This is a genomic window from Hahella sp. HNIBRBA332 (assembly GCF_030719035.1).
In the GTDB taxonomy this organism is placed as follows: domain Bacteria; phylum Pseudomonadota; class Gammaproteobacteria; order Pseudomonadales; family Oleiphilaceae; genus Hahella.
The window spans coordinates 6,086,625-6,111,851 of sequence record NZ_CP132203.1 but is presented as its reverse complement, the minus strand read 5'-3'; the positions used below and the strand labels follow the sequence as shown (position 1 = coordinate 6,111,851).

Below are 25,227 nucleotides of genomic sequence, written 5' to 3'. Positions count from 1 at the left end.
AGTTATCCGCATCATGGCTACTTCTAAGCGTCCCGCCCCAGTTGAATTAGAATACGCAATTGAAACCCCCATGGCACCCAAACAACCAAATCCTCACCGTATATAGTCTTTATTAGGGATTCTCCCCAGCTTTCTCAGCATGCACAATTTCCCGACGGCTTTAATCAGTTTTTCATATTGCTGTGAAAAATTAAGGCCGCGTTCACACCCCGTTTACTGAACGGAAATAAATGGGGACGCCTCATTGAACAATAATTAAAAAGGACTCTCTAAAATCATGCATAAACTCTCTTTTCTGGCTGGCGGATTGCTCGCCACCTCACTCAGTCTCACCGCTAACGCTGAATATTGCCCTGATTACGACAGCGTCCTGCATGCTCCCGGTCTGCAAAAGCCGGCGCAAGAGTCGTTCCACCATTGGGGCAACCGCCTGCTCGCTTCCTTGAACAAGCCGTTTCACATGGTCCATGACCAGATCGTCAAAGCCGGAGATTCCGCCACTATGGTTGGAAAATTCGACTACTCCGCCCTGTTCCATAAAGACCTGGAGGACGAGGACATTCATGTCTATGTCTACGGTACCGGCATGTCTGGCTGGGAATATCTGGGAGAACATCGCACCAATGGCGACGGCAAGATTTACGTCAACCTCAACAAGCCGGAAGGCGATTATGTCGTGCGCATGGTGGTGGAAGGCGATCACACGGAAGCCTCCGGCTACCTGACGGTGGTGCAGCCCGGCCGTAAAACTGTGCTCTTCGACATCGACGGCACGCTGACCCTCAACGACTTCGAAGCCATCGGCGACTATCTGGGCACAGACACTGCGGAGATGCACAATTACGCGGCGGAGGTGGTGTGGGACTATGTGGAGAAGGGCTATCAGGTGGTCTATCTGACCGGCCGCCAATACTGGATGGCCAAAACCACCCGCAACTGGTTCAACGCCAAGGGCCTGTTTCAATGGCATCTGCGCACGGACAGCAACGCGGAAAACCCCGCCAGCCCACAAACTCAGGCCTATAAAACCGCCTATATCCGTCATCTGCTGAATGACGTGCAGCTGGATATCGTGCGCGCCTACGGCAACGCCGCCACCGATATCGCGGCCTACGCCGACGCAGGTTTGTCAAAGGCCGAGACTTACATCATCGGTTCAGAGGCCGGCAAAGAAGGGACGCAGGCGGTTGATGGCGATTACGCTTATCACTACTCCACTGTTGTGACGGAAACTCCCGCCGCGGGATGCGAGTGGCGATAGTCAACGATCCCTAAGCGGTTACAAGCAGGGAAGCCTTTGCTTCCCTGCTTTCATCTGATCAGGGTGGGAACAAAACTCCTATTCCTCTCGCACCGTAAACGTCAGGACTTATCCAGCTCCCGCAAAAACGTTTCCATAAAAGCGCCCACCACCGCCGGGTGCTTGCCGGTAATCAGATTGCCGTCCACGAAGGTGTCCACCGCCTGATTATTCTCTACCTGCAATATCCCGCCAGCGTTACGGACATCGGCAACAATATTGTGCGCAGCGGTGACCTTACGACCCTGCAGTAAAGTCGGGTCCGCCGTGAACAGCCATAGCGAATGACAAATAGCGCCAATTTTAATGCGATTGGTGGCAATAATCTGGCGCAAAAACTCCACCGCAGGGGCATGGGAAACGCCATCTTCGCTCAGCTCGGTTTGATAGCGCAGGCGATCCATGGCGTAGCCGCCGATCAGGATAACGCCAGCATATTGCGACAGATCCGCTTGAGTGATATCCGTCTTCACCACCACTTGGCGCTGGTGATCGTTGCCGTTAAAAGTCAGCTCAGGCTGCCCCCACAAGTATGACATGAACACCACTTCGTAGCCGTGGGCGGGAAAATATTGCTGGAACGCCACCAGCTCGGTTTCATCAAAATGTTCTTCCACCAGCACGCCGATTTTGCCTTTGTAGTCCCCCGTCACTGGCGGCGTCTGCACTGTGACTTGCGGTATTTCTACAGAGGAAGCGGAAGAAAAAAGCGAGGCGAACAGCGTCAGCGCCGCCAATAGTAAGGTCGTCGATCTTAAAAACATGGGTTAATTCCTTTCTATCCAAATATGCGGACGAACGCCCCGCACACAGGGCGCTCGTAGAGAGCATCAGGCGGGCGTCAGCCTGACTTTGACGCTCATTTCCTGATGATCGCGAGGCAACGTCACCGTCAGGTCTGCGGGGTCGAAATCCTCATAGAGTTCGCCGTTCACCCACACTTTGTCGATCTTCACGCTGCCTTGGGGCAGGATGTCCGGCTGCACTCGCAACAGGTTTCCGGTAAAACCGTTCGCCTGCGGCCTGAAGTAAAGATCCATGGGTTGCTTCAGAATCAGCAGCTTGTTGTACACCGCCGACAGATAGGCCAACTCAAACGCGTGATACCCCGCCATGGAGTGGCTGCCCTTGCTGCGCTCCATCCCTTCCACATAGGGCTGTCCGCCCGCCAATACGTTGAAGTACACGCCGCCGTCTGCGCGATCCAGGAACCAGGCGTTGTAGAAAGCGGAAGATTCCCGCGCCAGTTGCAGATAGTCAGGATTGCCGGTCACGCCCGCCAGAATCTGATAGGCCAGAATGCCCTGCTCCTGCTGCCACCAGGCTTTGCGATCATGGAAAGCGAAACGGTGCTGGCTCCGACCGTCGTCACGCTTGCGCTCCACCACGTCATACCAGCCGCCGCGCTGCAAGTCCGCGCCGTATTTCGGCATGGCGTCGCCCAGAGTTTGCGCCAACTCGGAGTAGGACGCCTTCGGGCGCAGGTTGTTCATGCGCATCAGGTTCCAGGCGATTTTCAGATCATGGCCGATCACCGCCCGATCCTGCTGCCATTTGTAGCCGGCGTCCACAGACCAGTCCGCGAAAAAGCGCTCGTTGACGAAGGGGCTCTCGGTCACGCTGGGGAAGCGGGCAACGATAGTGTCGAAGGTATCTTCCAGGAAGTCTGCGTATTCCGTCTTCCCGGTGGCCAGCCACAGGTTGATCAGATACGCCGGTGCGTGATCGCCGACGGAATTCCAGTTCTTCTTGCTACGGTTATCGCCCAGAGACTCCGCATGAGGACTGAACGTGCTTGAGTCGATATGGGAAAAATAGCCGCCCTGAGCACTCTTGTCCCGATAGCGATCTTCAAACAGAGCGAGCGTTTTCTCCACATCCTGCAGAATAGCGCTATCGCCGGTGATCCGGTAGGTCTGCACCGGCCCCGCCAGATCATAGATCTGCTCGTAACAGGGAATGGCGTTGTAATCGTCGGAAAAACGCGAGCCCGCATAGATTTCAATGCCGTTTTTGCCATTAACGTCCAACGCATGCAGCCAATAGAACTGGTCGCCCTTGTTCACCTGAAAGTTGGCGCGCAGGTACGCTGTTCCCTTCTGCGCCGCCTCCCAGTAGCGGTCCTCCCCCGTCATCATGTACGCGGTGGCGAAACCGTATATCAGGCGCGATAAGGTAGCGGCTTCCTGAATGCCGTCACCCAGTTTATCCCCTTCCAGAGACAGGTTGGTGCGATAGCGTGTGTAATCAATGGGGCCATCGCCAAACTCCGCCTGCAGATAAAAATCCGCCAGTTCACGGATCTGACGGCTCCACCAGTCGCTTTGTTCAAAGACGTATTGGTTATCCTGACTTGTGGGGAAAACCAGATGGGTCGCTTCCAGAGCATACTGACCGCTATCGGGATAAAACACGCCATAGGCGTATACGTAGCGGCCCTGGGTCAGCATGACGTCCAGCTTATCCGTGGCGTTCTTGAATTCCTCCCCGAGGTTGCGCACGAATTCCGCATAAGCGTTATCGCCGATTTTCACGGACAGCTTGTGGCCATTGCGGGTTTTCATGGCGAAGGTCTTATTCGAGCGGTCATATCCGGTCACGTAACCGGCGACCAGATCGGAAAAAGTAAATCCCGTGCGTTCCGCCATGGATGACGCAGAGACTACAGCGCTTGCCGCCTGCGGCTCATTCGCCGCCACGGCCAGACTGGATGTGGATAGTAATGGAGAGAGTGAAGCAGTAACAACGCAGGCCAGTATCTTCTTCTTAAACATATTATTCTTTCGTTTTCTTTTCGTTTAACGTCAACAACTACCAATGTGCTATAAACAAAAATCCCTATCGCTCCATCTCCCTGGAAGCGCCTGAAAACTGCCTGTTTTCACCGGCTGAACCGGTCTGATCCCCCTGTCTGCGCACCCACGCAGGCGCTTGTTTGAAGATATGAATTGCTTACAACGCAGAAATAAGTCTGTGAGGACAACGCGCTCCGCCACCGACCGGCGCAACGCATCGCTTATGTATTTACTAAACTTGGTATTAACCAAGCATGGTAATAACCAAACCTGGCATTAACCGGTCTAAAGTCCCGTTGTCAGCGGGGCTGTCGCCCTTTACGCAGATTGATTCTGGTACGCTCCAGCGCTGTAGTGCAGCTCATAGGAGTGCGAATAAATTTCCACGATGTTGCCGAACGGGTCTTCCATGTAGACCATTCTGTATGGTTTTTCACCCGGGAAATATTCCCGGATCGGCATTCTTTGCTTGCCGCCCAGTTCGACAATGCGTTGAGCCAGCCCTTCCACATCCGGGTCCTGTACGCAGAAATGGAACACGCCAGTCTGATAGGGGTTGAACTCATGGCGGGGGGCTTTGTTTTGCGGGAATTCGAACAGTTCGACGCCAATGCTGTCGCTGGTGGACAGGTGGGCGATTTTGAAGGAGCCCCAGCCTTCGCCAAATACATCGATGCACATGGCGCCAATGGCGGTGTCCTGCTCTTCCTTCACCTCAGTGACGTCCATGATGACGTACCAGCCCAGCGCCTGTTGATAAAACTCCAGGGCTTTGGCGATGTCGGGAACGGATATCCCGATGTGGGAAAAGGCTCTTGGATATCTTTTTTCCATCTGTTGACCTCAATGTTTTGTTGCTCGCGCCAGCCGGCGCATTTCACATAGAAATGAGAAGCAGAAAAACAAGTCGGCCGAACTTTTTCTCTTGGCTATATCGCAGAGCGACTGCGATCTGGGAGCATCATAGGCAGGGCTAAGTGGCTGATCAAGTAGGCACTTTTTGGTAAGCATCCTCTCTTCCGCCAGCGACTCCAACTTGCAGAACAGGCAGGATTGCCGTTAAATCCGCGCTACTGCTGGCTTTAGCGGAGGCGGGAGGAAGCTACTCCGCTTGCGCTGATTTTTTCAGGTCGAACTGCGCGACGGCCCATGCATGCATCTGCTCCAAAATAGGAAAGATACTGTGGCCGCGCTCCGTCAATTCATACTCCACCTTGGGGGGAATTTCCGGGAAAACCGTTTTCACGATGAGTCCGTCACGCTCCATTTCCTTGAGCTGCTGGGTCAGCATCTTCTGACTCACCCCTGGCACGATCCGCTCCAGTTCCTTGAAGCGCATTTTGCCGACATGCAGATGCCACAGTATCAAGCACTTCCATTTGCCGCCCACCGCCGCAAAAGCGATCTCCACCGGGCATCGATAGGGTTTGTCATTCCAGATATACATGCGTCCCTCGGCGAACTTGTCAGTAACCAAAATGCGAATGGTAATACAGGGTTAGCGCGATCACATCCTCCTAAGGCAATCGCTTTTCATTCATTTTCTACTCCCCCTTGACTTATGTGTTACTCCCAGGTTTTACACTAAGCTTAAATTCATCGACGCAGGCAATGGGAGGTACCGGAACATGACGGGTTTACAACTGAAAGTCAGCGAGATGGCGAAACGCAGCGGGGTCACCGCAGACACGGTGCGCTTCTATACCAAACAGGGCCTTTTGAAGCCCAGGCGCGATCCAGACAACGGTTACCAGCTCTATGACCGGGACGACCTGCAAAAGCTGATCTTCGCCAAAAAGGCGCGGCAATTGGGGTTTAGCGTCAAGGAAATCAATCAAATCATGCTTCAGGCGGAGGATCATCACTCCCCCTGCCCCATGGTGCGACGCTTGTTTGAAGAGAAGTTCGCCGAAGTGGAACGTCAAATCACCGAACTCACTCAGCTCAAAGTCCGTATGCAGGAAGCGATGAGCGCCTGGGAGCACATGCCTGACGGCGATCCCAACGGCCACACCATCTGCCGATTGATCGAATATTGGGAACAAGAATCCAACGTATAACACTAGGCTCTGATAACGGAGGCTGACATGAACCAGGCACTATCAGAACAAGGCGCTCTCATCGCGATCCAAGGCGCCGGTTGCCAAAGTTGCGTGAAAAAAATCAAGCACGCGCTGGCTCCCCTGACCGACACGGACAAGGTGTCGGTGGATCTGCAAGCACAAACCGTTTCTATCGACGCCGCCGTGGATATTCCCGCCGCGTTGGAAGCGATCCGCCAGTTGGGCTATCCGGCTGAGCTGAAAGAGAACGAGCAGCACGAAGAGATCCCCGCTGGCGACCATTGCGAACTCAGCGCCGCACCGGAAGCCGCAACTAAGGAGGACACAGCGCCTCAGGACGCCTCGCCGCAATCGACAGGTCAGGCCAGCGCCATCCAATTGAATATCACCGGCGCCAAGTGCGCAGCCTGCGTCAGTAAAATCGAACAGGCGTTGCAGAGCGTTCCCGGCGTCGCCAGCGCCTCCATGAACTTCGCCGACCGCACTGCTGCGGTGGAAGGCGATGCGGATATGGACGCGTTGATCCAGGCGGTGGAGCAGATCGGATACGGCGCCACCCTGGCGACGGATGACGCCGCCGATCAGGAAGCCAAGGAGAAAGCGGAACTGGCCTACTATAAACAGCTGCTGCGAAATATGTGGCTGGCTCTTGGCTTGGGCGTCCCCCTGATGGCCTGGGGCCTGTTGGGCGGTGAAATGATGGTGCAGCCGGGACTCAGCCAGTTCGCCTGGTTGGCGATCGGCCTGATCACCTTGGGAGTGATGGCCAAATCCGGCGGCCACTTCTACACCGGCTCCTGGAAAGCCTTTAAAAATCATTCGGCCAACATGGACACGCTGATCGCCACCGGCACCGGCGCGGCCTGGCTATACTCCATGGCGGTAGCGGCCCTGCCCCAGGCAGTGCCGGAAATGGCGCGGCATGTCTACTTTGAGGCTTCCGCCATGATCATTGGGTTGATCAACCTGGGGCTGGCGCTGGAAGTGCGCGCCCGCGGCAAAACCTCCCAGGCTATAAAACGTCTGCTGGACTTACAGCCCAAAACCGCCCGCGTCATTCGCGACGGCGACGAGAAAGACATTCCCATAGAGAACGTTCGTAAAGGCGACCTTCTACGCGTACGTCCCGGCGAGAAAATCGCGGTGGACGGCGAAGTGCGCGACGGAAAGAGTCTGGTGGATGAGTCCATGCTGACCGGCGAACCCATTCCCGTGGAGAAAAAACAGGGGGACAAGGTATCCGCCGGCGCGCTAAACAAAACCGGCTCCATGACCTATGTCGCGGTGAAAGTCGGCAAGGACACGGCCCTTGCGCAAATCATCGCCATGGTGAAAAAAGCTCAGAACGCCAAACCGCCGCTGGGGCGACTGGCGGACAAAATTTCCGCCGTATTCGTACCGGTGGTCCTGATCATCGCCGTTATCGCCGCCCTTGTCTGGTATAACTTCGGTCCTGATCCCCGGGTCGCGCATATGCTGGTGGCGGCGACAACCGTGTTGATCATCGCCTGTCCCTGCGCTCTGGGTTTGGCGACGCCTATGTCGGTGATGGTTGGGGTCGGTAAAGCAGCGGAAGCCGGCGTGCTGATCCGCAACGGCGGAGCCCTGCAGCAGGCGGGCGAACTGGCCACTCTGGTGCTGGATAAAACCGGCACCATTACCGAAGGCAAACCTTCCGTTCTGGAGATTCACGCTGTCGACGGACGCGATCAAACTGAACTATTGCGTCTCGCCGCCAGCCTGGAGAAAGCCTCCGAGCATCCGCTGGGCATGGCGATTGTGGAATCCGCTCGCGATCAGTCCCTGACCCTGAGCGATCCCGTCGACTTCCATAGCGAGTCCGGTCAGGGCGTAACCGGCGTTATCGATGGCGTCACCGTACTGCTCGGCAATCGCCGCTGGATGGAGACCAATCACATTGACGCCAGCCCGCTCACCGAGATGGCGGATAAACTGGCGGAGCAGGCCGCCACGCCACTGTTTATGGCGACAGATGGCGCGCTGGCGGGGGTCATCGCCGTGGCGGACAAAATCAAGTCCGACTCCCGCGACGCCATCGCCCGTCTGCGTGAACGCGGTATGCGCGTCATCATGCTGACCGGCGATGTAAAACGCTCCGCCGAGGCCATCGCCAAGCAGGTGGGTGTGGATGAAGTCATCGCTGAAGTGCTGCCGGAAGATAAAGCGCGAGTGATTCGCGACCTGCGCCAGAAAGCCGCACAGGGCGAGCTGGTGGGCATGGTGGGCGACGGCGTCAACGACGCTCCGGCGCTGGCCGAAGCGGACGTGGGCTTCGCTATCGGTACGGGTACGGACGTGGCGATCGAGAGCGCCGACATCACCCTGATGCGCGGCTCTCTGCACGGTCTCGCCGACGCCATTGAAGTTTCCCGCGCCACGGTGCGTAATATCAAACAGAACCTGTTCGGCGCTTTTGTCTATAACGTGTTGGGGATTCCTGTCGCGGCAGGCCTGCTGTATCCCCTGTTCGGCGTGCTGATGAGCCCGGTGCTGGCCGGCGCAGCCATGTCCATGTCGTCGGTCACCGTGGTCAGCAACGCCAATCGCCTGCGCCTGTTCAAAAGCAGCGCGGCCAGTGCGCAACATCAACAAGAGGAGAAAGCGGCATGAGTATTCTGGTCAATCTGCTCGGCCTGGGGGCCATTGCTTTCGTGATCTATTGGTTCTGGCTGTGGCGGCCGCAAAACGCCGCGCACAGCACCGGCGGCGCCATCGAAATCACCGTGGCGGACGGCGTTTACAGCCCTAACCACATAGAAATACCCGCTGGAGAAAGCGCCACCTTGCGCTTTCTGCGCAAGGACCCCAGTCCCTGCGCCGCCATGGTGATTTTCGACGGCCTGAATATCAGCGAGGAGTTGCCGGTCGGCCACGCCAAGGACATCCGTATCCAAACACAGGAAAAAGGCGTCTATAAATTTAATTGTCAGATGAACATGTACCAGGGATCGCTGAAAGTTGTCTGAACGCCAGCGATATATAGCATGAACCAAAAGGAGCCAATCATGATCTCAAACATACCCACCTTGCCGCGCCGCCTCAGCGGCGCGCTGCTGGCGCTGACCGCTGGATTCGCCGGCGCGCAGCAGGCCACAGCGGAAGAAATGACGGTCTACAAATCGCCCACCTGCGGTTGCTGTAAAGTATGGGTCGATCACGTCAAAGCCGCCGGGTTCGACGTTACCGTGCATGAAACCCGCGATGTGTCGCCAGTGAAACAACAGGCGGGGCTGGCGCAGAATCTCGCCTCCTGTCATACCGCGTTCATCAACGGCTATCTGATCGAGGGCCATGTGCCAGCGGCGGATATTCAGCGTTTATTGCAGGAAAAGCCTGACGCCTTGGGCCTCAGTGTTCCAGGGATGCCCGCCGGGGAAAATGTCCCAGGCATGGAGGTTCCCGGGGTCAAAGCCAGGTTTGACGTATTGCTGGTGAGCAAAGACGGCGGAGCCGTTCCCTACAGTCACTACGAATAAGCCGCGTCACTCGCCGATGGGGTGATAATACAGCCGCACGGTGTCACTGCGGCTGGCGATGATGCGCCCGCCATCAAAAGGCTGCGCGGGCGTGGAAATACGTTCGCGCAACAGCGACAAATCAAACTCGCAGGACTGCAACTCGCCGTTGCGCATGTCCACCTCGGGGGAGCCAAACGTCAGCGCATCCACCACCGCGCCGACCAGACGCGCGCTCATATCGGCAAGGAAGCCGCTTTCGGCGCCGTCCTGTGAGGCGATGATGTCCCCTACTTTGATCTCCGCGTAACCTTCCGCCGCGCCTGCACCGTCTTCCCGTCCCAATACTTCTGAGCGGGTGTAATACTGCCGACGGCCGTTGCTATAGTCGCAGCGGCCACGCACGGTGTAGCGGATCTGATCGTTTTCGCCCAGAGGCGCCCATTGCAATGCAATACGGTCGCTGCGCGAGGCGTATTCCATCTGCGCGGCGGGTGAAGCCAAATGAATCGCGGGAGGGAATTCGATAGAGGTGGTCAACCCCACCAGTTCGCCGGGGCGAGCGCTGACATCAGGCAGACCGGAAGTGAACCAGCTCTTGTCCTGCGCCGCGGCTACATCATATTCCACGCTGAAATAAACGGTGTCGAATTCGGACGCCACGTCCAGGAGTCCCTGGTAGTCGCCGCTGAGGTTTTCCAGCGCATTCAGGCGCACCTTGTCGATGGCGCTCTCGGCGACAATGACATCGCCGCCCACCAAGGGCTGCCTTACGCTATCCTTGAAAATCACCGCGCCCACCTGCGCCTGGGCGCCGGAAGCGGGTAAGTTCGCCTGCACCAGCGCCGCGATTCCTTTTTCCGGAATCTTCGGCGGCTGCGCGGTTGATTCATCGCCTCCGCAACCATACATCATAGATATGGCCGCGACGATGACAGCTCCGCGTAGTATCCCTGAACTCATAGCCTTGCCTGTTGTTAGCGGAGTATCCATCAGTTAATGATGGTATGAATTCCGTCAGGGGCAAGTCAAAAAGCGCCCGACGGCGATAAACGCCACATCATATCATGGGAGTATTCATGCTGAAAAAGTTACAGGCGATCTTTCAGGAGCTGGCCACTGACGCGCGCATGCCGATCAAGCAACCCGCATTGGAGCGGGTCACCGCGGCCCTGTTAATACAACTGGCGAGAGTCGACCAACACGTGGATAACGCAGAGCTGCAGGTGGTGGAAAAGTATGTGCGCCAGGCCTTCCATGTGGACGGTGCCGAGTTGACCGAGCTGATGGAAGCCGCCGCCAAAGAAGCCGAAAGCGCCACCTCCCTGTATGAATTCACCTCGCACATCAACGAAATCTGCTCGCCCCAGGATAAATACAGCATCATTCTGAACCTGTGGCGCGTGGCTTACGCCGATGGCCAGCTGGACAAATACGAGGAGCATTTTGTGCGACGGGCGGCGGAGTTGATCTATGTGCCCCATGCTGAGTTCATTCGCGCTAAACTGGAGGCGCAAGAGCAAGCTTGAGCCCCCTGGGAGGGGAGACGATGACCCAACCTAAACTGACGGTTTACTACGACGGAGCCTGTCCCCGCTGCGTGCGCGACCGTCGCAATTACGAAAAGCTGGCGGGCGACCGCGCCGCCGAAGTGTGCTGGCTGGATATCACTGGCCGCGATGACGACCTGCGCCGAGAAGGCATCGATCCTCACGCCGCCTTAACGGAATTACACGTACGCGATGAATACGGCGATATTCATCGGGAACTGGACGCCTATATCCTGCTCATGCGCCGCACTCTGCTGCTGCGTCCCCTGGCCTGGCTATTGAGCCTGCCTGGCTTGAAAAGCCTGCTGTCCCGCTGGTATCGCCGCAGCGTCATGCAACGTTTGCAGAAAAGCGGACGCGTGTAAGCGACAGCTCCAATGTCAGCGATCAGGCTGATTCCTGCGGCCAGTCGATACGCTGATACAGCGCCAACAGCTTGCGTCCTTTTCCCGGATTGATCCCCGCCATATACGCGATTCGCCCTCTTAAATGCGCCGCCCAGTCCTCATGGCCCTGGCGATTCTGTCCAACGGGACCGAAGCGTAAGCAGTTGTGCAGCACCGCTTTCAGTTCATCGTAGTCCTTGCGCGGAATATTGGTCTTGGCGTTCACCACCACGCCTCCCACCTGTTGACGCGCGCCCTGCCCGATCACAGCGCTTTTGCGCGTATTCAGAACGAAGCCTTCTTCTAACGCGATAGCGCCGACCAAGGCTTGTAAGCGCTCGATCGCGCCGGGACTCATCGACGGCCCTGATAAAACAAAGTCGTCGGCATATCGACTGTAACGCCGCCCCATACTGTCAGCCAACGCGCTCAGACGTCGATCCAGATGGGCGGCGGCGAGATTGGCCAAGGCCGGGGACGTCGGCGCGCCTTGGGGTAGATGTGCGCGACGCAACAACTCATCGCCGCGTTCCAGTTGACGCGCCGCCGGATGGCGGAGTATCTCGTTAGGCGAGACATGGGAGCATAGCTTACTGAGCAGGCGTGCGACCTGATGACCGTATCCAAGCCGCCGGAACGCGTGATAAATCTGCGTATAACTCACCGATGGAAAGAAGTCCTTGAGGTCAAACTTGAGCAGCAACGGCTGTCCGACATGGACGCGGGCGTGAGTCAGGCTGGAGCGTTGCGCGCGAAACCCATGAACGGCGTCATGCAGAGGAAGCGGAGCAAGAATCTCCTGATGGATACGTCGCTGCACTGTCTTCAGCCAGGATTTGGGGGACTCCAGCAATCTGGCGCCGCCACGGGGTTTATCCAGCCAGCGATAAGAGTAATGTCCCAATCTGGATGGAGCCTTGCCCGGCTCCCCACGAGCCTGCGTCAGCCAGTTAAGGTCCTCCAGAGTCAATCGCAGCCAGCCCACCATATCGCCAACACAACGCAACGTCGGTAAGCCCCATTGCGCCGCCGGAGAGTCTGGCGGCAACTCTTGGGGCGGCGGCAAAAATATATGTCGCACCTGAACTGGGTCGGAAGATAAGGCAAGACCTTGTTGAAAGCCCCGGTCAGCCAGAATGGCTTCAGTCAGAGTATGGGCGGAGGTGATTTCCCAGGCCTGATGGAACCGCGCCCGCATCCGGCGCGTCAATGGCGTGAGCCAGACAGGATGTTGCGCTAAAGCCAGCTCGGCGCGCTGATTCATCTCCCGCCTTATCGGCGGGCCGGATTGGTAGGCGTCGGCGAGACGGGCGGCCAACCAGCGGTCATATCTCATCGCCAAAAAGTCCCTGGAGAGTATTGGGCGCTAAAAAGGAAAGGGGACGACGCTCCAACCCTCCTCCCGTGGTCGATACCGTTCTACGCCTTGGCGTAGGGCGGTATGGACGTCGATATGTTCAGTCAACATGTAACCCCGGGGTAGCCCCGGAGCAACGGATCCGGCCCGGTCGCGCCGGTTCTGGATCACGTTCGCTTGAAGCGTCGTCGCAGTGCAAGGTAGAGGACAACAATCGTCCTTGTCAACGCCGCAAGCCCGACGCCAAGGGATCAACGCACTCGCGGCGAGTCCTCGTAACCTTGATACCAAAGACCTTCGCGATGCAGAGGGGTTTTTTCAGGCAGGATGGGGTTGGTCAGCATGTACACTTCACGGTGCGCCAGCTTGGCTTTATTCAGCAGCTCGCCGTGATAGTAGAAAAACATATCGTCGAAAGAGCCGTCCGCCAAGGCGCGCAGCAGGCCCTCTTCGATCAACGCCTCCAGTTCCTTGTTATCCGGGGCGACGAAATAGTAAAAGGCGGTGGGATAGCGCAGTAACTTGGTCTGCTCAATCGCGAGTCCCATTTCCCGATGATTCTCCAGCTCCGCCCAGATCTCCACGATGGAGCGGGGAAACAGGTCCACGCGGCGGCGCGCCAGCATATCGAAGATGGTTTCGTAATTGGGCGTGCCCAGCACTTTATAGCCATTCATCTGCAGGATTTTCGCATCCGGCCAGTCGTGGCCCTGCACCATCAGGAACTGTTTCATGTCATGCGCCGTCATGGGACGGCTGAGGCGTTCCACATCGCTTTCATTGATCAGAAAGATGCGCCAGCCAATCAGGCCTTTGTAGATGGGGATGCGCACCGGCAGCAATTCCTTTTCGCGCTCGTCCGAGGTCATACTCCAGACCACGTCCAGATTAGAGCCGGAGCGCAACAGTTGCAGCGCGCGCCCCTGGTTCATCAGTTGTTCAGTGGGAACCAGACTGTAGTCCACTTTCATTTTCTGAAACGCGAGTTCAAGCAGCTTCAGCGGATATTCGGTCCGCTTGTCCACATCCGCCTCTGGCCGCGGATATCGCACCACTATGGTTTCCGCAGCGACCGCGAGCGTCATCAACAATAACGCGGACGCCACCGCCCAACGTAATGTATGCACAAATTTTTCCCCGTCCGGCTAGACTACAAATCCCCATAGTTAAGCATAGACAAAAGAGGAAGGCATCACACGCAGACGTCAGGTTCTCCAACTGGTTCGCATTCCCGGCGATATAACCAGATGGCGGCGCCCAATACGCCGGTCAGCACCAGCATGGATCCCAGCACGACCCCGTCCCAGCCCATGGCGCTCCAGAAGGGATGCAGATAGAAACCGCCGCTGCTGGCGCCGAGATAATAAAACACCAAATACAGGGAAGAGGCGCTGGCTTTGGCCCCACGGGCGCTGCGATTGACCAGACTGCTGGCGGAGGAATGCGCCAGGAAGAAGCCGAAGCTGTTGATCAACAGTCCCGCAATAATCGTTGGCAGCGTTTGCGCCAGGGTCAACAGGGTTCCGCTCATCAGGATGGCCACGCCCAGGGCGATGCACAGGGGCTGCGGGACTTTTAAGGCAATCTTGCCGGACAGGGACGATCCCACCGTGCCGGCCAGATAAGTGAGAAATAGCAGCCCAAGATACTGGGCGGACAGGTTAAACGGGGCGTCTTCCAGCACGAAGATGATGTAGCTGTACTGGTTGATGAAGATGAAGAAATTCAGGCCGCCGATCAGGTAGCAAGTGAGCAGAATCGGATTACGCAGGTGCCCGCCGAGATCCGCCAGCATTTGCCGCGGCCGCAGCGGTTTACGGGTGAAACCGCGGGAATTGGGCAGCATCAATGCGAACACGATCAGACACAGAACGCTGACGATGGTCATCGCCACAAAGGCGGATCGCCAGGAAAATGCCTCGCCGACAAAACCGCCAATCAGGCGTCCGCCGATACCGCCCAGACTGTTGCCGCCAATATACAGTCCCACGGCGAACAGCAACGCCTTGGGCGAGAACTCATCGCCCATGTAGGCGATAGCCACCGCTGGCAGACCGCCAAGGAAAAAGCCCTGCGCGGCGCGTAGCGCGACCAGAGAGGAATAGGACTCAACCTGCGTCAGCAGCAAGGTACACGCCGTAGCGCCGACCAGTGAAATGAGCATGATGGGCTTGCGGCCAACGGCGTCGGACAGCGGCCCGTATATGAGCAGCGACAGTCCCAGCATCAGAGTGGTGATGGTGAAGCTGCCGTTGGCTTGCAGCACGGTCAGGTCAAAAGCGTCGGCGATCATCGGCAGCAGCGGCTGGGTGATGTAGACGTTGGCGAACGTCATGAAGGAACCGATACACAGCGCCAACGTCGCCAACCAGAATTGTCTGCCGCCCGATTCGATCATGCTACTGCTCCTCAACCGCCGTTATCATTAATCAGACAGACAAATAGCTTCCTTCTATTTGTCTGCAACGACAGGGCCTGCACATGTCAGGCCCTGTCTCCCGCGGCTCGCCGCCGCGCAGGCGCATCCATGCGCCTGACTATTAATATGAAGCTGGATGCAGGATCACTATAGAGCTACAGTTATCATCAATAAAATATATGCTGCTTATACAGTTAATAACGATTACTTATGGACATTAAAAGCCTGCGCTACTTTTACGAGGTCGCCCGCCTCGGTAGTTTCACCCGCGCCGCTGAATCCCTCGGAGTCGCGCAACCAGCAGTCAGCATGGCGCTGCGTAAACTGGAGACGGAGCTGACGTTAACGCTGCTGCATCGTAACGACCGCCGCATTTCTCTCACCGACGAGGGTGCGATTCTGTATCGCCATGCGGAAAAGATACTGAGAGCCGCGGACGACGCCGCGCTGGAGATGAGCGAGCTGAAAGGCCTGACTCGCGGCGAGGTGCGCGTGGGAGTGCCCAGCATGTTGGGGTCTTTTTACTTCCCGCCCATACTGATGGCTTTTCGCCATCGTTACCCCACGCTGAATCTGTCGGTCATCGAGGGCGGCACCTGGCGTTTGCAGCAAATGCTGGAGCAAGGGGAACTGGATCTGGGCGTCATCGTGGCGGAATTCGTACCGGAGGAGTTGGAGGCCCGCCCTTTTCTACGGGAGCAAATGCTGGTGACCGTGTCGCAGGAGCACCCGTTCGCCAAACAGAAAAGCGTCACGCCGGAGCAGTTTTTCCAGGAGGAGCTGGTGATGTTCAAGGAAGGCTACTTTCACCGCAAAGTCGTCGACAGACTCGCCAAAGCCGCTGGCGTCACCCCCAACATCGGTTTCGAAACCAACCTGCTGCCACTGATCAAATCCATCATCAAACAAGGCTTCGGCATCTCCACCCTGCTGGGAATGGTAGTGGAAGAAAACGAAAGCCTCGTCACCATCCCCTTCGATCCCCCCATCTGGCTCGACCTCAGCATCGCCTGGCGCCGCAACGGCTACCTCTCCCGAGCCAATCAGGCCTTTGTGGAGTTTTTGCTGGAGCATAGTAGGCGTTGAGGGGGAAAATAACGCCCCTTAAAACGAAGTCCTTACATATACACTTTTCAACAACCTAAGTTCCTCACAGGCCGGACTTTTAGCGTCGTTTTAGACAGTAAAATTGACCAGAAAAATTTATGCCATTAGGCTGATTCAGCGTTTGCCTGGACTTGGCTACTATACGGCCAGTTTTACCTTTCAGAGCCCCCCAAATAAGGAGATTTACCCTTGAACGCCCCCGCAAAGAGACCCCAGCCTTCAATCAGTCAGGACAGCCTCACTAATTTCGGCTTTAAACGTGCTTTTGGTAATGCCGCATCTGGCTATATCTTGATGTTTGATGGCGTTGGCAATGAGTCAGGCCGCAAAATTTATGTTCCCGGCGGTTCGTTGGGAATGCACTTTGCCAAGCTGGTGAAGATGCAGGGCAGTCATACTGAACAACTGATCCTATCCAGGCTTTCGCGCTTGAGATCTTGCGCAGGCGGTTTTCAATCCTATTCGAATAAACGTGATGCATTTGAACATGTAGACATCGTTGAAAACCTCAGAATCAGCTACATCATTCGGCAAGACACTGTTAGCGGATTAGGACCTGGCATCTATATCACTGATATCGAGTTTGTGAATCATGCTGAAGGCCACGCCCCTGGTTTCTATCTAGTCAAAAAGCCTGGTAAGAGATGGTTCGCCTCTCCTGTATCAGAAAATGAGATCACTACTGAACATGCAGCAATTAATGGAATGGCCGAAAACATGGAATATGCTGCAACTAAAGTGTTGCCCAATGTAATAGACGGAGGGTACGGAGGTGACGATAGCCTGGATAAGAGTAAAGGTTATACACTTGCTTACAACCCAAGGCCCTTATACTCAAGAGGAACAGAATGGACAACTCCAGAGCAAAAAGTAACTTCGGCGGACTTTACTGCACAACTCGTTGCTAAAAGCCTTTACGACGCTCAAGTGGCTGGCAAAGAAATAAAGTGGACTATTCATGGTGATGGCGCCGACTTATTTCTTAATGCTCTGAACAAGCTCCCTCGACACTTTAAGCTGAACATGCACACTCTATATTTTGGGGCTCCATCAAGAGCAATCCTGGGTGTTCTTGATCACATTAAAATAAAAGAAATGAAGTTGGCGAAGGAGCTCATCAAAAATCAGTCGGATGACTTCCGAGACACAATTGCGAGGACTCAACTGTTATTTCAAGTGGCCCAGCGTGTTAAGGATTTGGGACCAGAGTACAAGCTCTACTCTTATAAATTGAGAGGGGACGCACGAAAATCCAGAAATACGGCCATCACCCAGGGGTTGATAGCTTCAAGCGCAGGCATGTCTATGGGTGGAATCATTGCAGCAATATCAGCAGATATGTCCGCTTTTTCTGCATTAGCTGCAGCAGTCGGTGGTATGTCAGGCTTAGGCAGCACTCTCTTTCTTCTGTATAAGAACGCTGAGTTAATTAGAAATTTATTCGCAACCCATACAATGAACCCTGAAATCAACCCGCATATGAACCCACATATGAGCAGCGGTGATTTTAATACTATGGTTGAGGCTAAATATGAAGGTTTAGGGAAATCCTTTATCGGTGTAATGAAGGAACTTGGGAGACGTTCTTGATGCGCTGGCTTAAAAGGCTAAAAGCATCCAAGCTAAACCCAATGGGTCCAGATTTTTCAACGGCTCCATGGATAGATTTTGATCTTTCTGGTAGAAAGCTAAAGTTTCGCTGCCCTCACAATGAAATGAGTGGCCCAGTTCAGAGACATTCTAAAAAAATAAATATCTATCAAGATGAAGACTTTGAACATTGGAATAACGAAACAGGAATGTCGGTTGACCTATTAAGTACTGGCTGGAAATTCTGGGACCGCCCTTATGGCGAGGGAGCACTTGGATATCTACTACTCGAATTAAGGTTACACCGTAGAGATCCCCACTATAGAAAAATAGACTCAATGTTAAACCAGAAGGATATGGAACAATGGTTATTAGCCTACGCTGATGGAGTTTGGGGTGTCCTTAATAGAGATTTAGATGAACGGGCAGAACTGAAAGTTCGCCCTATTATTCCAGAAAAGGATTATTGGAGATATCCAGGATCTAGTACTGATATCAAGTCTATATTTATAAACAATATTCAGTGGTATTCATATACTGCTGAATTACCTAGCAGCACTAAGTGGCGTTTGTTTCACACACCAATATCTGAAGATCACGAACTAACATTCTCTTTTATACCTTCCGCCATAGGACGCAACTATTATAAAGATGATCATGATCTAGATGGCGCAGTAGAACGAACAGTCCATGAGTTTATAGAAAACGTTCATATTAAGCTCGACTAGCCCTTTTCCTCCTGCATAGCGCTCAAAAGCGCTATGCGTCTCTCACTACACTGACGATTGCATTTTTAACAGAATGGTTGAAGCTAATTACGAATATCTATGACGACCCACTATCTATGTAATAAAGGACCTAGGGAGTCGTTCCTAATGCGCTGGCTTAAAAGGCTAAAAGCGTCAAAAATGAATCCACTAGGTCCGGACTTTTCATCCGCGCCATGGGTTGAATTTAACCTTTCAGGTAAAAAGCTAAGGTTTCTATGCCCAACTCATGAAATGAGTGGACCTTTTAAAAAAAGGTCTGAATTAGTAAACCTTTATCAAGATGATCTTTACAGAAAATGGACTAAGAATAATACAGGGATGTCTCTAAGCCTTATTAGTACGGGCTGGAAGTTTTGGGACAGACCCATGGGAGAAGGCGCGCTAGCTTATCTTAATTTTGAAGTTAGGCTGAATCGCCGGGATCCTCATTATAGAGAGATTGACTCTCTATTAAACCCAGAGGAAATGGTGCAATGGCTACTCACATACAACAAAAATATGTGGGGAGAGTTTAATAAGGGACTACTGGCGCACCCTGAAAGACAAGCCATGCCTGTAGATCCTGAGCGAGGCTTTTGGCGATATCCGAAAGCGGGAAATGATATAAAAAGAGTCTGCGTGAATGGGGTTAACTGGTTTTCTTACGTTGTAGATATGCCAAATAGAGCAAGAGAGCGTGTTTGGCACACTGCGATCACTGAAGACCATGAGTTGGCTTTTGATTTTGAGACCCTGTAAATAATTCTGTGTATCTGCCTGGTTATTAAAGATACTCCGTTAAGCGATCTTCGAACTCGATCATAAATCGGTTCAGCGCTGACTTCCAATTCCTGATCGGCATCGTCCATTTCTTCGACGCATCCATGATCGCCAGATACACCACCTTTCTCGCGGAATCATCCGTGGGGAACAGCTTCCGTTTCTTGATCACTTTCCTAATGACGCTGTTAAGGGACTCAATGGCATTGGTCGTGTAGATGGCCCTGCGAATGTCTTCCGGGTAGCGGAACAGAGTGTTGAGATTCTCCCAGTGAAGCCGCCAGGATCGGCTGATCTGGGGATATTTCTCATCCCATCGTTCGGCAAATTTGTCCAGCTCTGAGAGGGCTTCCTCTTCGGTGGCCGATTGGTAGATCCGCTTCAGATCTGTTGTGACCGGCTTATAGTCTTTCCATGGCACATACTTCACCGCATTGCGCACCATGTGCACGATACAGAGCTGTATCCGGGTTTGGGGATACACGGTATTGATCGCTTCGGGGAAACCCTTCAGACCATCCACACAGGCGATCAGAATGTCCTTCACGCCCCGGTTCTGTAACTCGGTCAGCACATTAAGCCAGAACTTCGCCCCTTCGGTTTCAGAGATCCACATCCCTAACAGTTCTTTGTGACCTTCCAGATTCACTCCCAAGGCAAGATAGATCGCCTTGTTGATCACCTGCTTATCCTGGCGGATCTTCACCACAATACAGTCCAGGTATACGATGGGATAAACCGCATCCAGAGGACGAGACTGCCATTCCACCACCCGCTCAATCACGGCATCCGTGACTTTGGAGATTAAGGTGGGAGAGACATCCGCGCCATACATTTCCTTAAAGGTGGCCACGATCTCTCGGGTGCTCATGCCTTTGGCGTAGAGGCTGAGAATCTTGTCGTCCATGGTGGTGAAGCGGGTCTGCTGCTTCTTGACCAGTAGAGGCTCAAAGCTGCCCTGACGATCTCTGGGAGTATTAACTTCAAACTGACCGTCCTCGGTACGGAGGGTCTTGCTGGAATAGCCGTTACGGCTATTGTCTGAATTTGAAGATTGATGTTTCTCGTATCCCAGATGCACATCCAGCTCTGCATTGAGCGCGGCTTCCACGGTCGCCTTGGTGAGCATCTGACGGAACTCGTTGAGATCCTTTTCTGTTTTCAGAGATTTGGCTGCCTCACGGGCAAATGCTTCTAATTCTTTCTGGTTCATTGTCTACCTATCCTTAACCCCGCTATAGGGTACTAGTGATAGGCAGATACACAAATTAAATTACAGTCTCGATTTTGACCCGCAGCCTTTAGGAAGAGACTACTACTCAAATGAGCATGACTTAGATAACGCAATAGAAAATACTATCAAAGAGTTTATAGAAAACGTTCATATTAAGCTCGACTAACCCTCATCCTCCTGCATAGCGCTCACAAGCGCTATGCGCCTCTTGTTACACTGACAATGTAATTCAGAATCCAGGGAGTCGCTTCTTATGCGCTGGCTTAAAAGACTAAAGGCGTCAAAAATGAATCCACTAGGCCCGGATTTCTCATCCGCCCCTTGGATTAATTTTGGTCTTTCTGATAAAAAGTTACGGTTTCGTTGCCCTGCTCATGAAATGAGTGGTCCTTTTAAAATGTATCAGGGCGCTATCAACCTTTATCAGGATAGTATTTTTGAGCAGTGGGATGAGTGTAATACTGGAATGTCAGTGCTCCTGCTCAGTACGGGCTGGAAGTACTGGGATAAGCCACTTGGTGAAGGGGCACTGGGTTACCTGAATATAAACGTAATGTTACATCGCAGAGACCCCCATTTCCGTGAGATCGACTCAATGCTCAATCAAGAGGATATGGAACAATGGTTGTTAACCTACGCTGATGGTTTATGGGGGCATCTAAATAGGGAGTTGGTGGCGCACCCAGAAAGAAAAGTCCGGCCTATTAGCCCAGAGAGAGATTTTTGGCGTTACCCGAAAGAAGCAAAGGAAATCAAGAAAACAGTTATTAACGATCTTCAATGGTTCTCTTATGTTGTTGACACTCTCAATGATTCAAAAAAGCGTCGATGGCATACCCCTATTACTGAAGATCATGAATTAGCAATTCTCTTTAACCCCTCCGCGTTAGGACGTGACTATTACGAACCTGAGCATGACTTAGATAACGCAATTGAGTGTACGATTAAAGAGTTTATAGAAAACGTTCATATTAAGCTCGACTAACCCTCATCCTCCTGCATAGCGCTCACAAGCGCTATGCACCTCACTTCTAGACCTCCCTCTATATTTTGCACGTCTATGGGTTAGAAAATTTCGGCTCACATACTCGAACTTTCACTCCACCCAGCCCCCACATCCCATTCCGTAAAATTTCGTTACCGCCCCCACGCGCCGGGGTGCGGTGGACTATACTGAGAGTGAAGGCGTAGGCCCGCCGGGGAGTAGTAATACGGCGCAGATCTATGACAGTCCTTGTCGTCGTCACAATCAGCAACAGCACTTGCGTTCGGTTCAAAGATGGGCGTGTTTCCGCATCTTCATCTACCTGACTCCGAATCCCAGCCGGATTCTCTGCCCTCTTTTGTCGAAAATGAGCAAGGGGCGGGGTTGAAGAGGGTGTTGTTGCGCATTACCGCGCTTCTTCTGGTCGTGGGAACTCTCCTTTTTTACTTTGAAAGTCACACTTCCCGGTTTCAGGCGCGGTTGTTTTCGCGCTACGCCGGTCAACTGAACTACAGCCTTACTGCGGGGCCTGCGGAGGCGGTGCGTTATCCTGAGCAGGGGCCGTTTGATAAGCGTCTGGGCTATGTGGCTCTGCCGGACTTTCTGCAGCAACTGAATCAACAAAGCTGGGAAATTAAATCCCAGGCCAGTTTCTCTCCCGCCTTGATGGAGTACACCTCCCACGGCCTGTTTCCGCCCTATCGGGAAAAGTCACAGGCTGGGTTGGATATTCTCGATTGTCGCGGGGACGTGATGTATCGCAACCGTTACCCGCAGCGTATATACGACGATTTTGAATCCATACCGCCGCTGGTGGCGAGCACACTGTTGTTTATTGAGAACCGCAACCTGCTGGATACAGACCAGCCGCTGATAAATCCCGCGGTGGACTGGGGGCGCTTTAGCAAGGCCGCCGTCGTGCGTATCGGCAACACCCTGGGCGGGGATTTTTCTTCCATGGGAGGCAGCACCCTGGCCACGCAAATGGAAAAGTATCGCCATTCCGCCGAAGGACTGACCTTCTCGCCCCGCGACAAGCTGCTGCAAATGCTGTCCGCCAGCGTGCGCGCCTATCAGGCCGGGCCGGAAACCCTTTCCGCCCGTAAGGATCTGGTGCTGTCCTACCTTAATACCGTCCCGCTAGCCGCCGCGCCCGGTCAGGGCGAAGTGCATGGCGTCGGCGATGGTTTGTGGGTCTGGTTCGGGGCGGACTTTCTTGAGGCCAACCACCTGCTCAACATGAACGGCGCGGAAGGCGAACTGCTGGAAAAGCAGGCGCAGACACTGCGTCGCATACTGTCGTTGATGATCGCGCACCGACGCCCTTCCTATTATCTGATGCAAGGCCGCGCCGACCTGGAAAGTCTCACTGACAGCTATCTGCGCCTGATGGCCAATGGCGGCGAGATCGGCGCGCCGTTGCGGGACGCCGCTCTGGCGCAACGCACCCGCTACCGCGATTTCACGGACGCGCGCGTGGTGACGCCGGTAGATGCGGACAAAGGCGTTAATGTGGCGCGTCTGCGTCTGGCGCGGATGTTCAATCTGTCTCTGTACGACCTGGATCGCACCGACCTGACTGCCTCCTCCACCCTGCAAGGCAGCCTGCAACATCAGGTGTCCGCCTACCTGCGTGGCCTCAGCGATCCTGAATTCGCCAAGGCCACTGGACTGGTTGGTCCGCGTTTGCTGTCCGAGGGGCAGGCGCGGGAGGTGTATTACAGCTTCACCCTGTTCGAGCGCTCCGCCACCGGCAACCGGGTGCGAGTGCAGACCGACAACACCGGACAGCCCTTCGACATCAACGAAGGCAGCAAGCTGGAGCTGGGCTCCACCGCCAAGCTGCGGGTGCTGGCCAGCTATCTGGAATTGATCGCCACTTTGCATCTGACTTACGCCGCCGAGGACGAAGAAGTCCTGCGCCTCACAGCCAAGGCGTCCCATGATCCCATCACCGCCTGGGCGCTGGAGTATCTAGTCCAGGCGCAGGACAAATCCCTGCCGCCCATGCTGCAGGCGGCGCTGGAAAGACGTTATTCCGCCAATCCGGAAGAGATGTTCTTCACGGGCGGCGGCGTTCATACTTTCCGCAATTTCAGCAGTCAGGATAACCACCGCTTTCCCACCGTGCGGGAGTCGCTGCGTGAGTCCATCAACCTGCCCTTCGTGCGCCTGTTGCAGGATCTGGTGCGCCATGAGATCAACGCCAACCAGCAAGACAGTCGGCAATTACTGGGAGACCCCAACGATCCCCGCCGCCATGAATATCTGGCGCGCTTCGCCGACCGCGAAGGACTGATCTTTTTGCAACGTTTCTGGAGCGCCTATCAGGGTAAAAGCAGCGAGGAGCAACTGGATATATTTCTGGAGCGCCTGCGCTTGAATCCAGTGCGGCTGGCGGCGGCGCATCGCTATATCTTTCCCTATTCGGACCTGCGTACCTTCGAGACTTTTCTAACGCAGCGATTACCCCATGACAGAATCAGCGACGACCGCATGGAGGAGCTTTTCGTGCGCTATGCGCCCGGCGCCTTCAGCCTTCCCGATCAAGCCTATATCGCCGAAGCGCACCCTTTGGAGTTATGGTTGCTGGCGTATATGCAGAAATATCCCCAAGCGCAGTTCGCCGACATCTCCGCCGCCAGTCGCGACGACCGCCAGGAAGTCTACGGCTGGCTGTTCCGCACCCGCGCTAAAAACGCTCAGGACGCCCGCATACGCACCATGCTCGAAGTGGAGGCCTTCGCCAACCTGCATCAGCGCTGGCGCCGCCTGGGTTATCCCTTTGATCATCTGGTGCCGTCGCTAGCCTCCGCTCTGGGCAGTTCCGGCGACCGTCCCGCCGCCCTGGCGGAATTGATGGGCATCATCCTTAATGACGGACTGCGCCAACCCACCTTCCGTCTGGATCAGTTGCACTTCGCTGCGGAGACCCCTTATGAAGTGAAATTGCGACACCATCGCACCACTGCCGACCGGGTCATGGACCCTTTTGTAGCCGCGGCTTTGCGAGAAGCTTTGTCTGACGTGGTGGAGGCGGGCACAGCGCGGCGCCTGCAAGGCGGTTTCGTGCTGCCCGATGGACGCATGCTGGCGTTGGGCGGCAAGACCGGCACCGGCGACAACCGCATCTTCAATATTTCCGATAACGGACGCCGCAGCGGCGGCACAGCGCTTAATCGCACCGCTACTTTTGTGTTCTATCTGGGAAGCAACCATTTCGGCGCGCTCACCGCCTATGTGCCCGGCAAAGCCTCCAGCGACTTCCATTTCACCTCCGCGCTGCCGGTGCAAGTATTACGCGGCATGGCGCCGATTCTGGAGCCCTACCTCACCCCCGGCGACGTAACCCTTTGCATTGACACCGTTAAGCCGCATCAGGAGCTGGCGCAGGCGGAAGTGGAAATGCTTCCGCCGTTATAGCTTCCGGGTGATC

22 protein-coding genes are annotated in these 25,227 nt (G+C 54.8%); 13 read left to right on the top strand and 9 right to left on the bottom strand.

What is annotated here, in order from left to right:
• Positions 1-277: 277 nt before the first annotated feature.
• Complete coding sequence (locus tag O5O45_RS27060) at positions 278-1,261, top strand: lipin/Ned1/Smp2 family protein (protein ID WP_305902416.1); 984 nt, start codon at positions 278-280, stop codon at positions 1,259-1,261.
• Positions 1,262-1,362: 101 nt separating this feature from the next.
• Here O5O45_RS27060 and O5O45_RS27055 read toward each other — a convergent pair whose 3' ends face one another.
• From O5O45_RS27055 to O5O45_RS27040, 4 genes are all read right to left on the bottom strand, one after another.
• The gene (locus O5O45_RS27055; protein ID WP_305902415.1) at positions 1,363-2,064 is read right to left on the bottom strand and encodes a DJ-1/PfpI family protein; all 702 of its coding nucleotides are present in this window, start codon (positions 2,062-2,064) and stop codon (positions 1,363-1,365) included.
• Positions 2,065-2,130: 66 nt separating this feature from the next.
• Positions 2,131-4,074 carry an AGE family epimerase/isomerase gene (locus O5O45_RS27050; protein WP_305902414.1) on the bottom strand — a complete coding sequence of 648 codons (1,944 nt, stop codon included), beginning with the start codon at positions 4,072-4,074 and terminating at the stop codon, positions 2,131-2,133.
• A gap of 339 nt (positions 4,075-4,413) precedes the next feature.
• A complete protein-coding gene (locus O5O45_RS27045) occupies positions 4,414-4,929 on the bottom strand; it encodes a lactoylglutathione lyase family protein (RefSeq protein WP_305902413.1) in 516 nt (171 codons plus the stop codon).
• A 268-nt stretch (positions 4,930-5,197) separates the two neighbouring features.
• Entirely contained in the window at positions 5,198-5,542 is a 345-nt protein-coding gene (locus O5O45_RS27040) for a winged helix-turn-helix transcriptional regulator (protein ID WP_305902412.1), read from the bottom strand.
• Positions 5,543-5,723: 181 nt separating this feature from the next.
• Between O5O45_RS27040 and O5O45_RS27035 the strand changes: the two genes are divergently transcribed.
• From O5O45_RS27035 to O5O45_RS27020, 4 genes are read left to right on the top strand one after another with little or no spacing between them, the layout of a single operon-like run.
• Positions 5,724-6,155 carry a MerR family transcriptional regulator gene (locus O5O45_RS27035; protein ID WP_305902411.1) on the top strand — a complete coding sequence of 144 codons (432 nt, stop codon included), beginning with the start codon at positions 5,724-5,726 and terminating at the stop codon, positions 6,153-6,155.
• 27 nt (positions 6,156-6,182) lie between these two features.
• Positions 6,183-8,789: a heavy metal translocating P-type ATPase gene (locus O5O45_RS27030; protein WP_305902410.1), complete on the top strand. Its 2,607-nt coding sequence runs from the start codon at positions 6,183-6,185 to the stop codon at positions 8,787-8,789.
• Entirely contained in the window at positions 8,786-9,145 is a 360-nt protein-coding gene (locus O5O45_RS27025; RefSeq protein ID WP_305902409.1) for a cupredoxin domain-containing protein, read from the top strand. The genes O5O45_RS27030 and O5O45_RS27025 overlap by 4 nt, the downstream gene beginning before the upstream one ends.
• 39 nt (positions 9,146-9,184) lie before the next feature.
• A complete protein-coding gene (locus O5O45_RS27020; RefSeq protein ID WP_305902408.1) occupies positions 9,185-9,655 on the top strand; it encodes a DUF411 domain-containing protein in 471 nt (156 codons plus the stop codon).
• Between the two features lie 6 nt (positions 9,656-9,661).
• Here O5O45_RS27020 and O5O45_RS27015 read toward each other — a convergent pair whose 3' ends face one another.
• Positions 9,662-10,597 carry a hypothetical protein gene (locus O5O45_RS27015; protein ID WP_305902407.1) on the bottom strand — a complete coding sequence of 312 codons (936 nt, stop codon included), beginning with the start codon at positions 10,595-10,597 and terminating at the stop codon, positions 9,662-9,664.
• Between the two features lie 116 nt (positions 10,598-10,713).
• Here O5O45_RS27015 and O5O45_RS27010 point away from each other — a divergent pair, with 116 nt between their 5' ends.
• Both O5O45_RS27010 and O5O45_RS27005 read left to right on the top strand, forming a co-directional pair.
• Positions 10,714-11,163 (top strand): tellurite resistance TerB family protein, encoded by a 450-nt coding sequence (locus tag O5O45_RS27010; RefSeq protein WP_305902406.1) that lies wholly within the window; start codon positions 10,714-10,716, stop codon positions 11,161-11,163.
• Positions 11,164-11,183: 20 nt separating this feature from the next.
• Entirely contained in the window at positions 11,184-11,549 is a 366-nt protein-coding gene (locus tag O5O45_RS27005) for a thiol-disulfide oxidoreductase DCC family protein (protein WP_305902405.1), read from the top strand.
• A gap of 22 nt (positions 11,550-11,571) precedes the next feature.
• Here the strand turns inward: O5O45_RS27005 and O5O45_RS27000 are convergent, their stop codons facing one another.
• The 3 genes from O5O45_RS27000 to O5O45_RS26990 form a co-directional block, all read right to left on the bottom strand.
• Complete coding sequence (locus O5O45_RS27000; RefSeq protein ID WP_305902404.1) at positions 11,572-12,906, bottom strand: reverse transcriptase family protein; 1,335 nt, start codon at positions 12,904-12,906, stop codon at positions 11,572-11,574.
• A 272-nt stretch (positions 12,907-13,178) separates the two neighbouring features.
• The gene (locus tag O5O45_RS26995) at positions 13,179-14,054 is read right to left on the bottom strand and encodes a substrate-binding periplasmic protein (protein WP_305902403.1); all 876 of its coding nucleotides are present in this window, start codon (positions 14,052-14,054) and stop codon (positions 13,179-13,181) included.
• Between the two features lie 65 nt (positions 14,055-14,119).
• Positions 14,120-15,325 carry an MFS transporter gene (locus O5O45_RS26990; RefSeq protein ID WP_305902402.1) on the bottom strand — a complete coding sequence of 402 codons (1,206 nt, stop codon included), beginning with the start codon at positions 15,323-15,325 and terminating at the stop codon, positions 14,120-14,122.
• A gap of 231 nt (positions 15,326-15,556) precedes the next feature.
• Between O5O45_RS26990 and O5O45_RS26985 the strand changes: the two genes are divergently transcribed.
• The 4 genes from O5O45_RS26985 to O5O45_RS26970 all read left to right on the top strand — a co-directional run bounded on the left by O5O45_RS26985 (position 15,557) and on the right by O5O45_RS26970 (position 19,551).
• Complete coding sequence (locus tag O5O45_RS26985; protein WP_305902401.1) at positions 15,557-16,432, top strand: LysR family transcriptional regulator; 876 nt, start codon at positions 15,557-15,559, stop codon at positions 16,430-16,432.
• A 210-nt stretch (positions 16,433-16,642) separates the two neighbouring features.
• A complete protein-coding gene (locus O5O45_RS26980; protein WP_305902400.1) occupies positions 16,643-18,043 on the top strand; it encodes a hypothetical protein in 1,401 nt (466 codons plus the stop codon).
• Positions 18,043-18,771, top strand: a complete 729-nt coding sequence (locus tag O5O45_RS26975; RefSeq protein WP_305902399.1) for a hypothetical protein — start codon at positions 18,043-18,045, stop codon at positions 18,769-18,771. The genes O5O45_RS26980 and O5O45_RS26975 overlap by 1 nt, the downstream gene beginning before the upstream one ends.
• Positions 18,772-18,918: 147 nt before the next feature.
• Entirely contained in the window at positions 18,919-19,551 is a 633-nt protein-coding gene (locus tag O5O45_RS26970; RefSeq protein ID WP_305902398.1) for a hypothetical protein, read from the top strand.
• A 25-nt stretch (positions 19,552-19,576) separates the two neighbouring features.
• Here the strand turns inward: O5O45_RS26970 and O5O45_RS26965 are convergent, their stop codons facing one another.
• The gene (locus tag O5O45_RS26965) at positions 19,577-20,785 is read right to left on the bottom strand and encodes an IS256 family transposase (protein WP_305900391.1); all 1,209 of its coding nucleotides are present in this window, start codon (positions 20,783-20,785) and stop codon (positions 19,577-19,579) included.
• A 274-nt stretch (positions 20,786-21,059) separates the two neighbouring features.
• Here O5O45_RS26965 and O5O45_RS26960 point away from each other — a divergent pair, with 274 nt between their 5' ends.
• Entirely contained in the window at positions 21,060-21,791 is a 732-nt protein-coding gene (locus O5O45_RS26960; RefSeq protein WP_305902397.1) for a hypothetical protein, read from the top strand.
• A 300-nt stretch (positions 21,792-22,091) separates the two neighbouring features.
• Positions 22,092-25,214, top strand: coding sequence for a transglycosylase domain-containing protein (locus O5O45_RS26955; protein ID WP_305902396.1), 3,123 nt, complete (start codon positions 22,092-22,094; stop codon positions 25,212-25,214).
• Positions 25,215-25,227: the final 13 nt, after the last annotated feature.

What these genes read in the sequence shown, in the direction of transcription:
- O5O45_RS27005 (WP_305902405.1), top strand. Translation starts at nt 11,184, where the DNA reads ATGACCCAACCTAAACTGACGGTTTACTACGACGGAGCCTGTCCCCGC.
- O5O45_RS27055 (WP_305902415.1), bottom strand. Translation starts at nt 2,064, where the DNA reads ATGTTTTTAAGATCGACGACCTTACTATTGGCGGCGCTGACGCTGTTC.
- O5O45_RS27020 (WP_305902408.1), top strand. Translation starts at nt 9,185, where the DNA reads ATGATCTCAAACATACCCACCTTGCCGCGCCGCCTCAGCGGCGCGCTG.
- O5O45_RS27010 (WP_305902406.1), top strand. Translation starts at nt 10,714, where the DNA reads ATGCTGAAAAAGTTACAGGCGATCTTTCAGGAGCTGGCCACTGACGCG.
- O5O45_RS27045 (WP_305902413.1), bottom strand. Translation starts at nt 4,929, where the DNA reads ATGGAAAAAAGATATCCAAGAGCCTTTTCCCACATCGGGATATCCGTT.
- O5O45_RS27040 (WP_305902412.1), bottom strand. Translation starts at nt 5,542, where the DNA reads ATGTATATCTGGAATGACAAACCCTATCGATGCCCGGTGGAGATCGCT.
- O5O45_RS27035 (WP_305902411.1), top strand. Translation starts at nt 5,724, where the DNA reads ATGACGGGTTTACAACTGAAAGTCAGCGAGATGGCGAAACGCAGCGGG.
- O5O45_RS27030 (WP_305902410.1), top strand. Translation starts at nt 6,183, where the DNA reads ATGAACCAGGCACTATCAGAACAAGGCGCTCTCATCGCGATCCAAGGC.
- O5O45_RS26975 (WP_305902399.1), top strand. Translation starts at nt 18,043, where the DNA reads ATGCGCTGGCTTAAAAGGCTAAAAGCATCCAAGCTAAACCCAATGGGT.
- O5O45_RS27000 (WP_305902404.1), bottom strand. Translation starts at nt 12,906, where the DNA reads ATGAGATATGACCGCTGGTTGGCCGCCCGTCTCGCCGACGCCTACCAA.
- O5O45_RS27015 (WP_305902407.1), bottom strand. Translation starts at nt 10,597, where the DNA reads ATGAGTTCAGGGATACTACGCGGAGCTGTCATCGTCGCGGCCATATCT.
- O5O45_RS27060 (WP_305902416.1), top strand. Translation starts at nt 278, where the DNA reads ATGCATAAACTCTCTTTTCTGGCTGGCGGATTGCTCGCCACCTCACTC.
- O5O45_RS26960 (WP_305902397.1), top strand. Translation starts at nt 21,060, where the DNA reads ATGCGCTGGCTTAAAAGACTAAAGGCGTCAAAAATGAATCCACTAGGC.
- O5O45_RS27050 (WP_305902414.1), bottom strand. Translation starts at nt 4,074, where the DNA reads ATGTTTAAGAAGAAGATACTGGCCTGCGTTGTTACTGCTTCACTCTCT.
- O5O45_RS26985 (WP_305902401.1), top strand. Translation starts at nt 15,557, where the DNA reads ATGGACATTAAAAGCCTGCGCTACTTTTACGAGGTCGCCCGCCTCGGT.
- O5O45_RS26965 (WP_305900391.1), bottom strand. Translation starts at nt 20,785, where the DNA reads ATGAACCAGAAAGAATTAGAAGCATTTGCCCGTGAGGCAGCCAAATCT.
- O5O45_RS26970 (WP_305902398.1), top strand. Translation starts at nt 18,919, where the DNA reads ATGCGCTGGCTTAAAAGGCTAAAAGCGTCAAAAATGAATCCACTAGGT.
- O5O45_RS26990 (WP_305902402.1), bottom strand. Translation starts at nt 15,325, where the DNA reads ATGATCGAATCGGGCGGCAGACAATTCTGGTTGGCGACGTTGGCGCTG.
- O5O45_RS27025 (WP_305902409.1), top strand. Translation starts at nt 8,786, where the DNA reads ATGAGTATTCTGGTCAATCTGCTCGGCCTGGGGGCCATTGCTTTCGTG.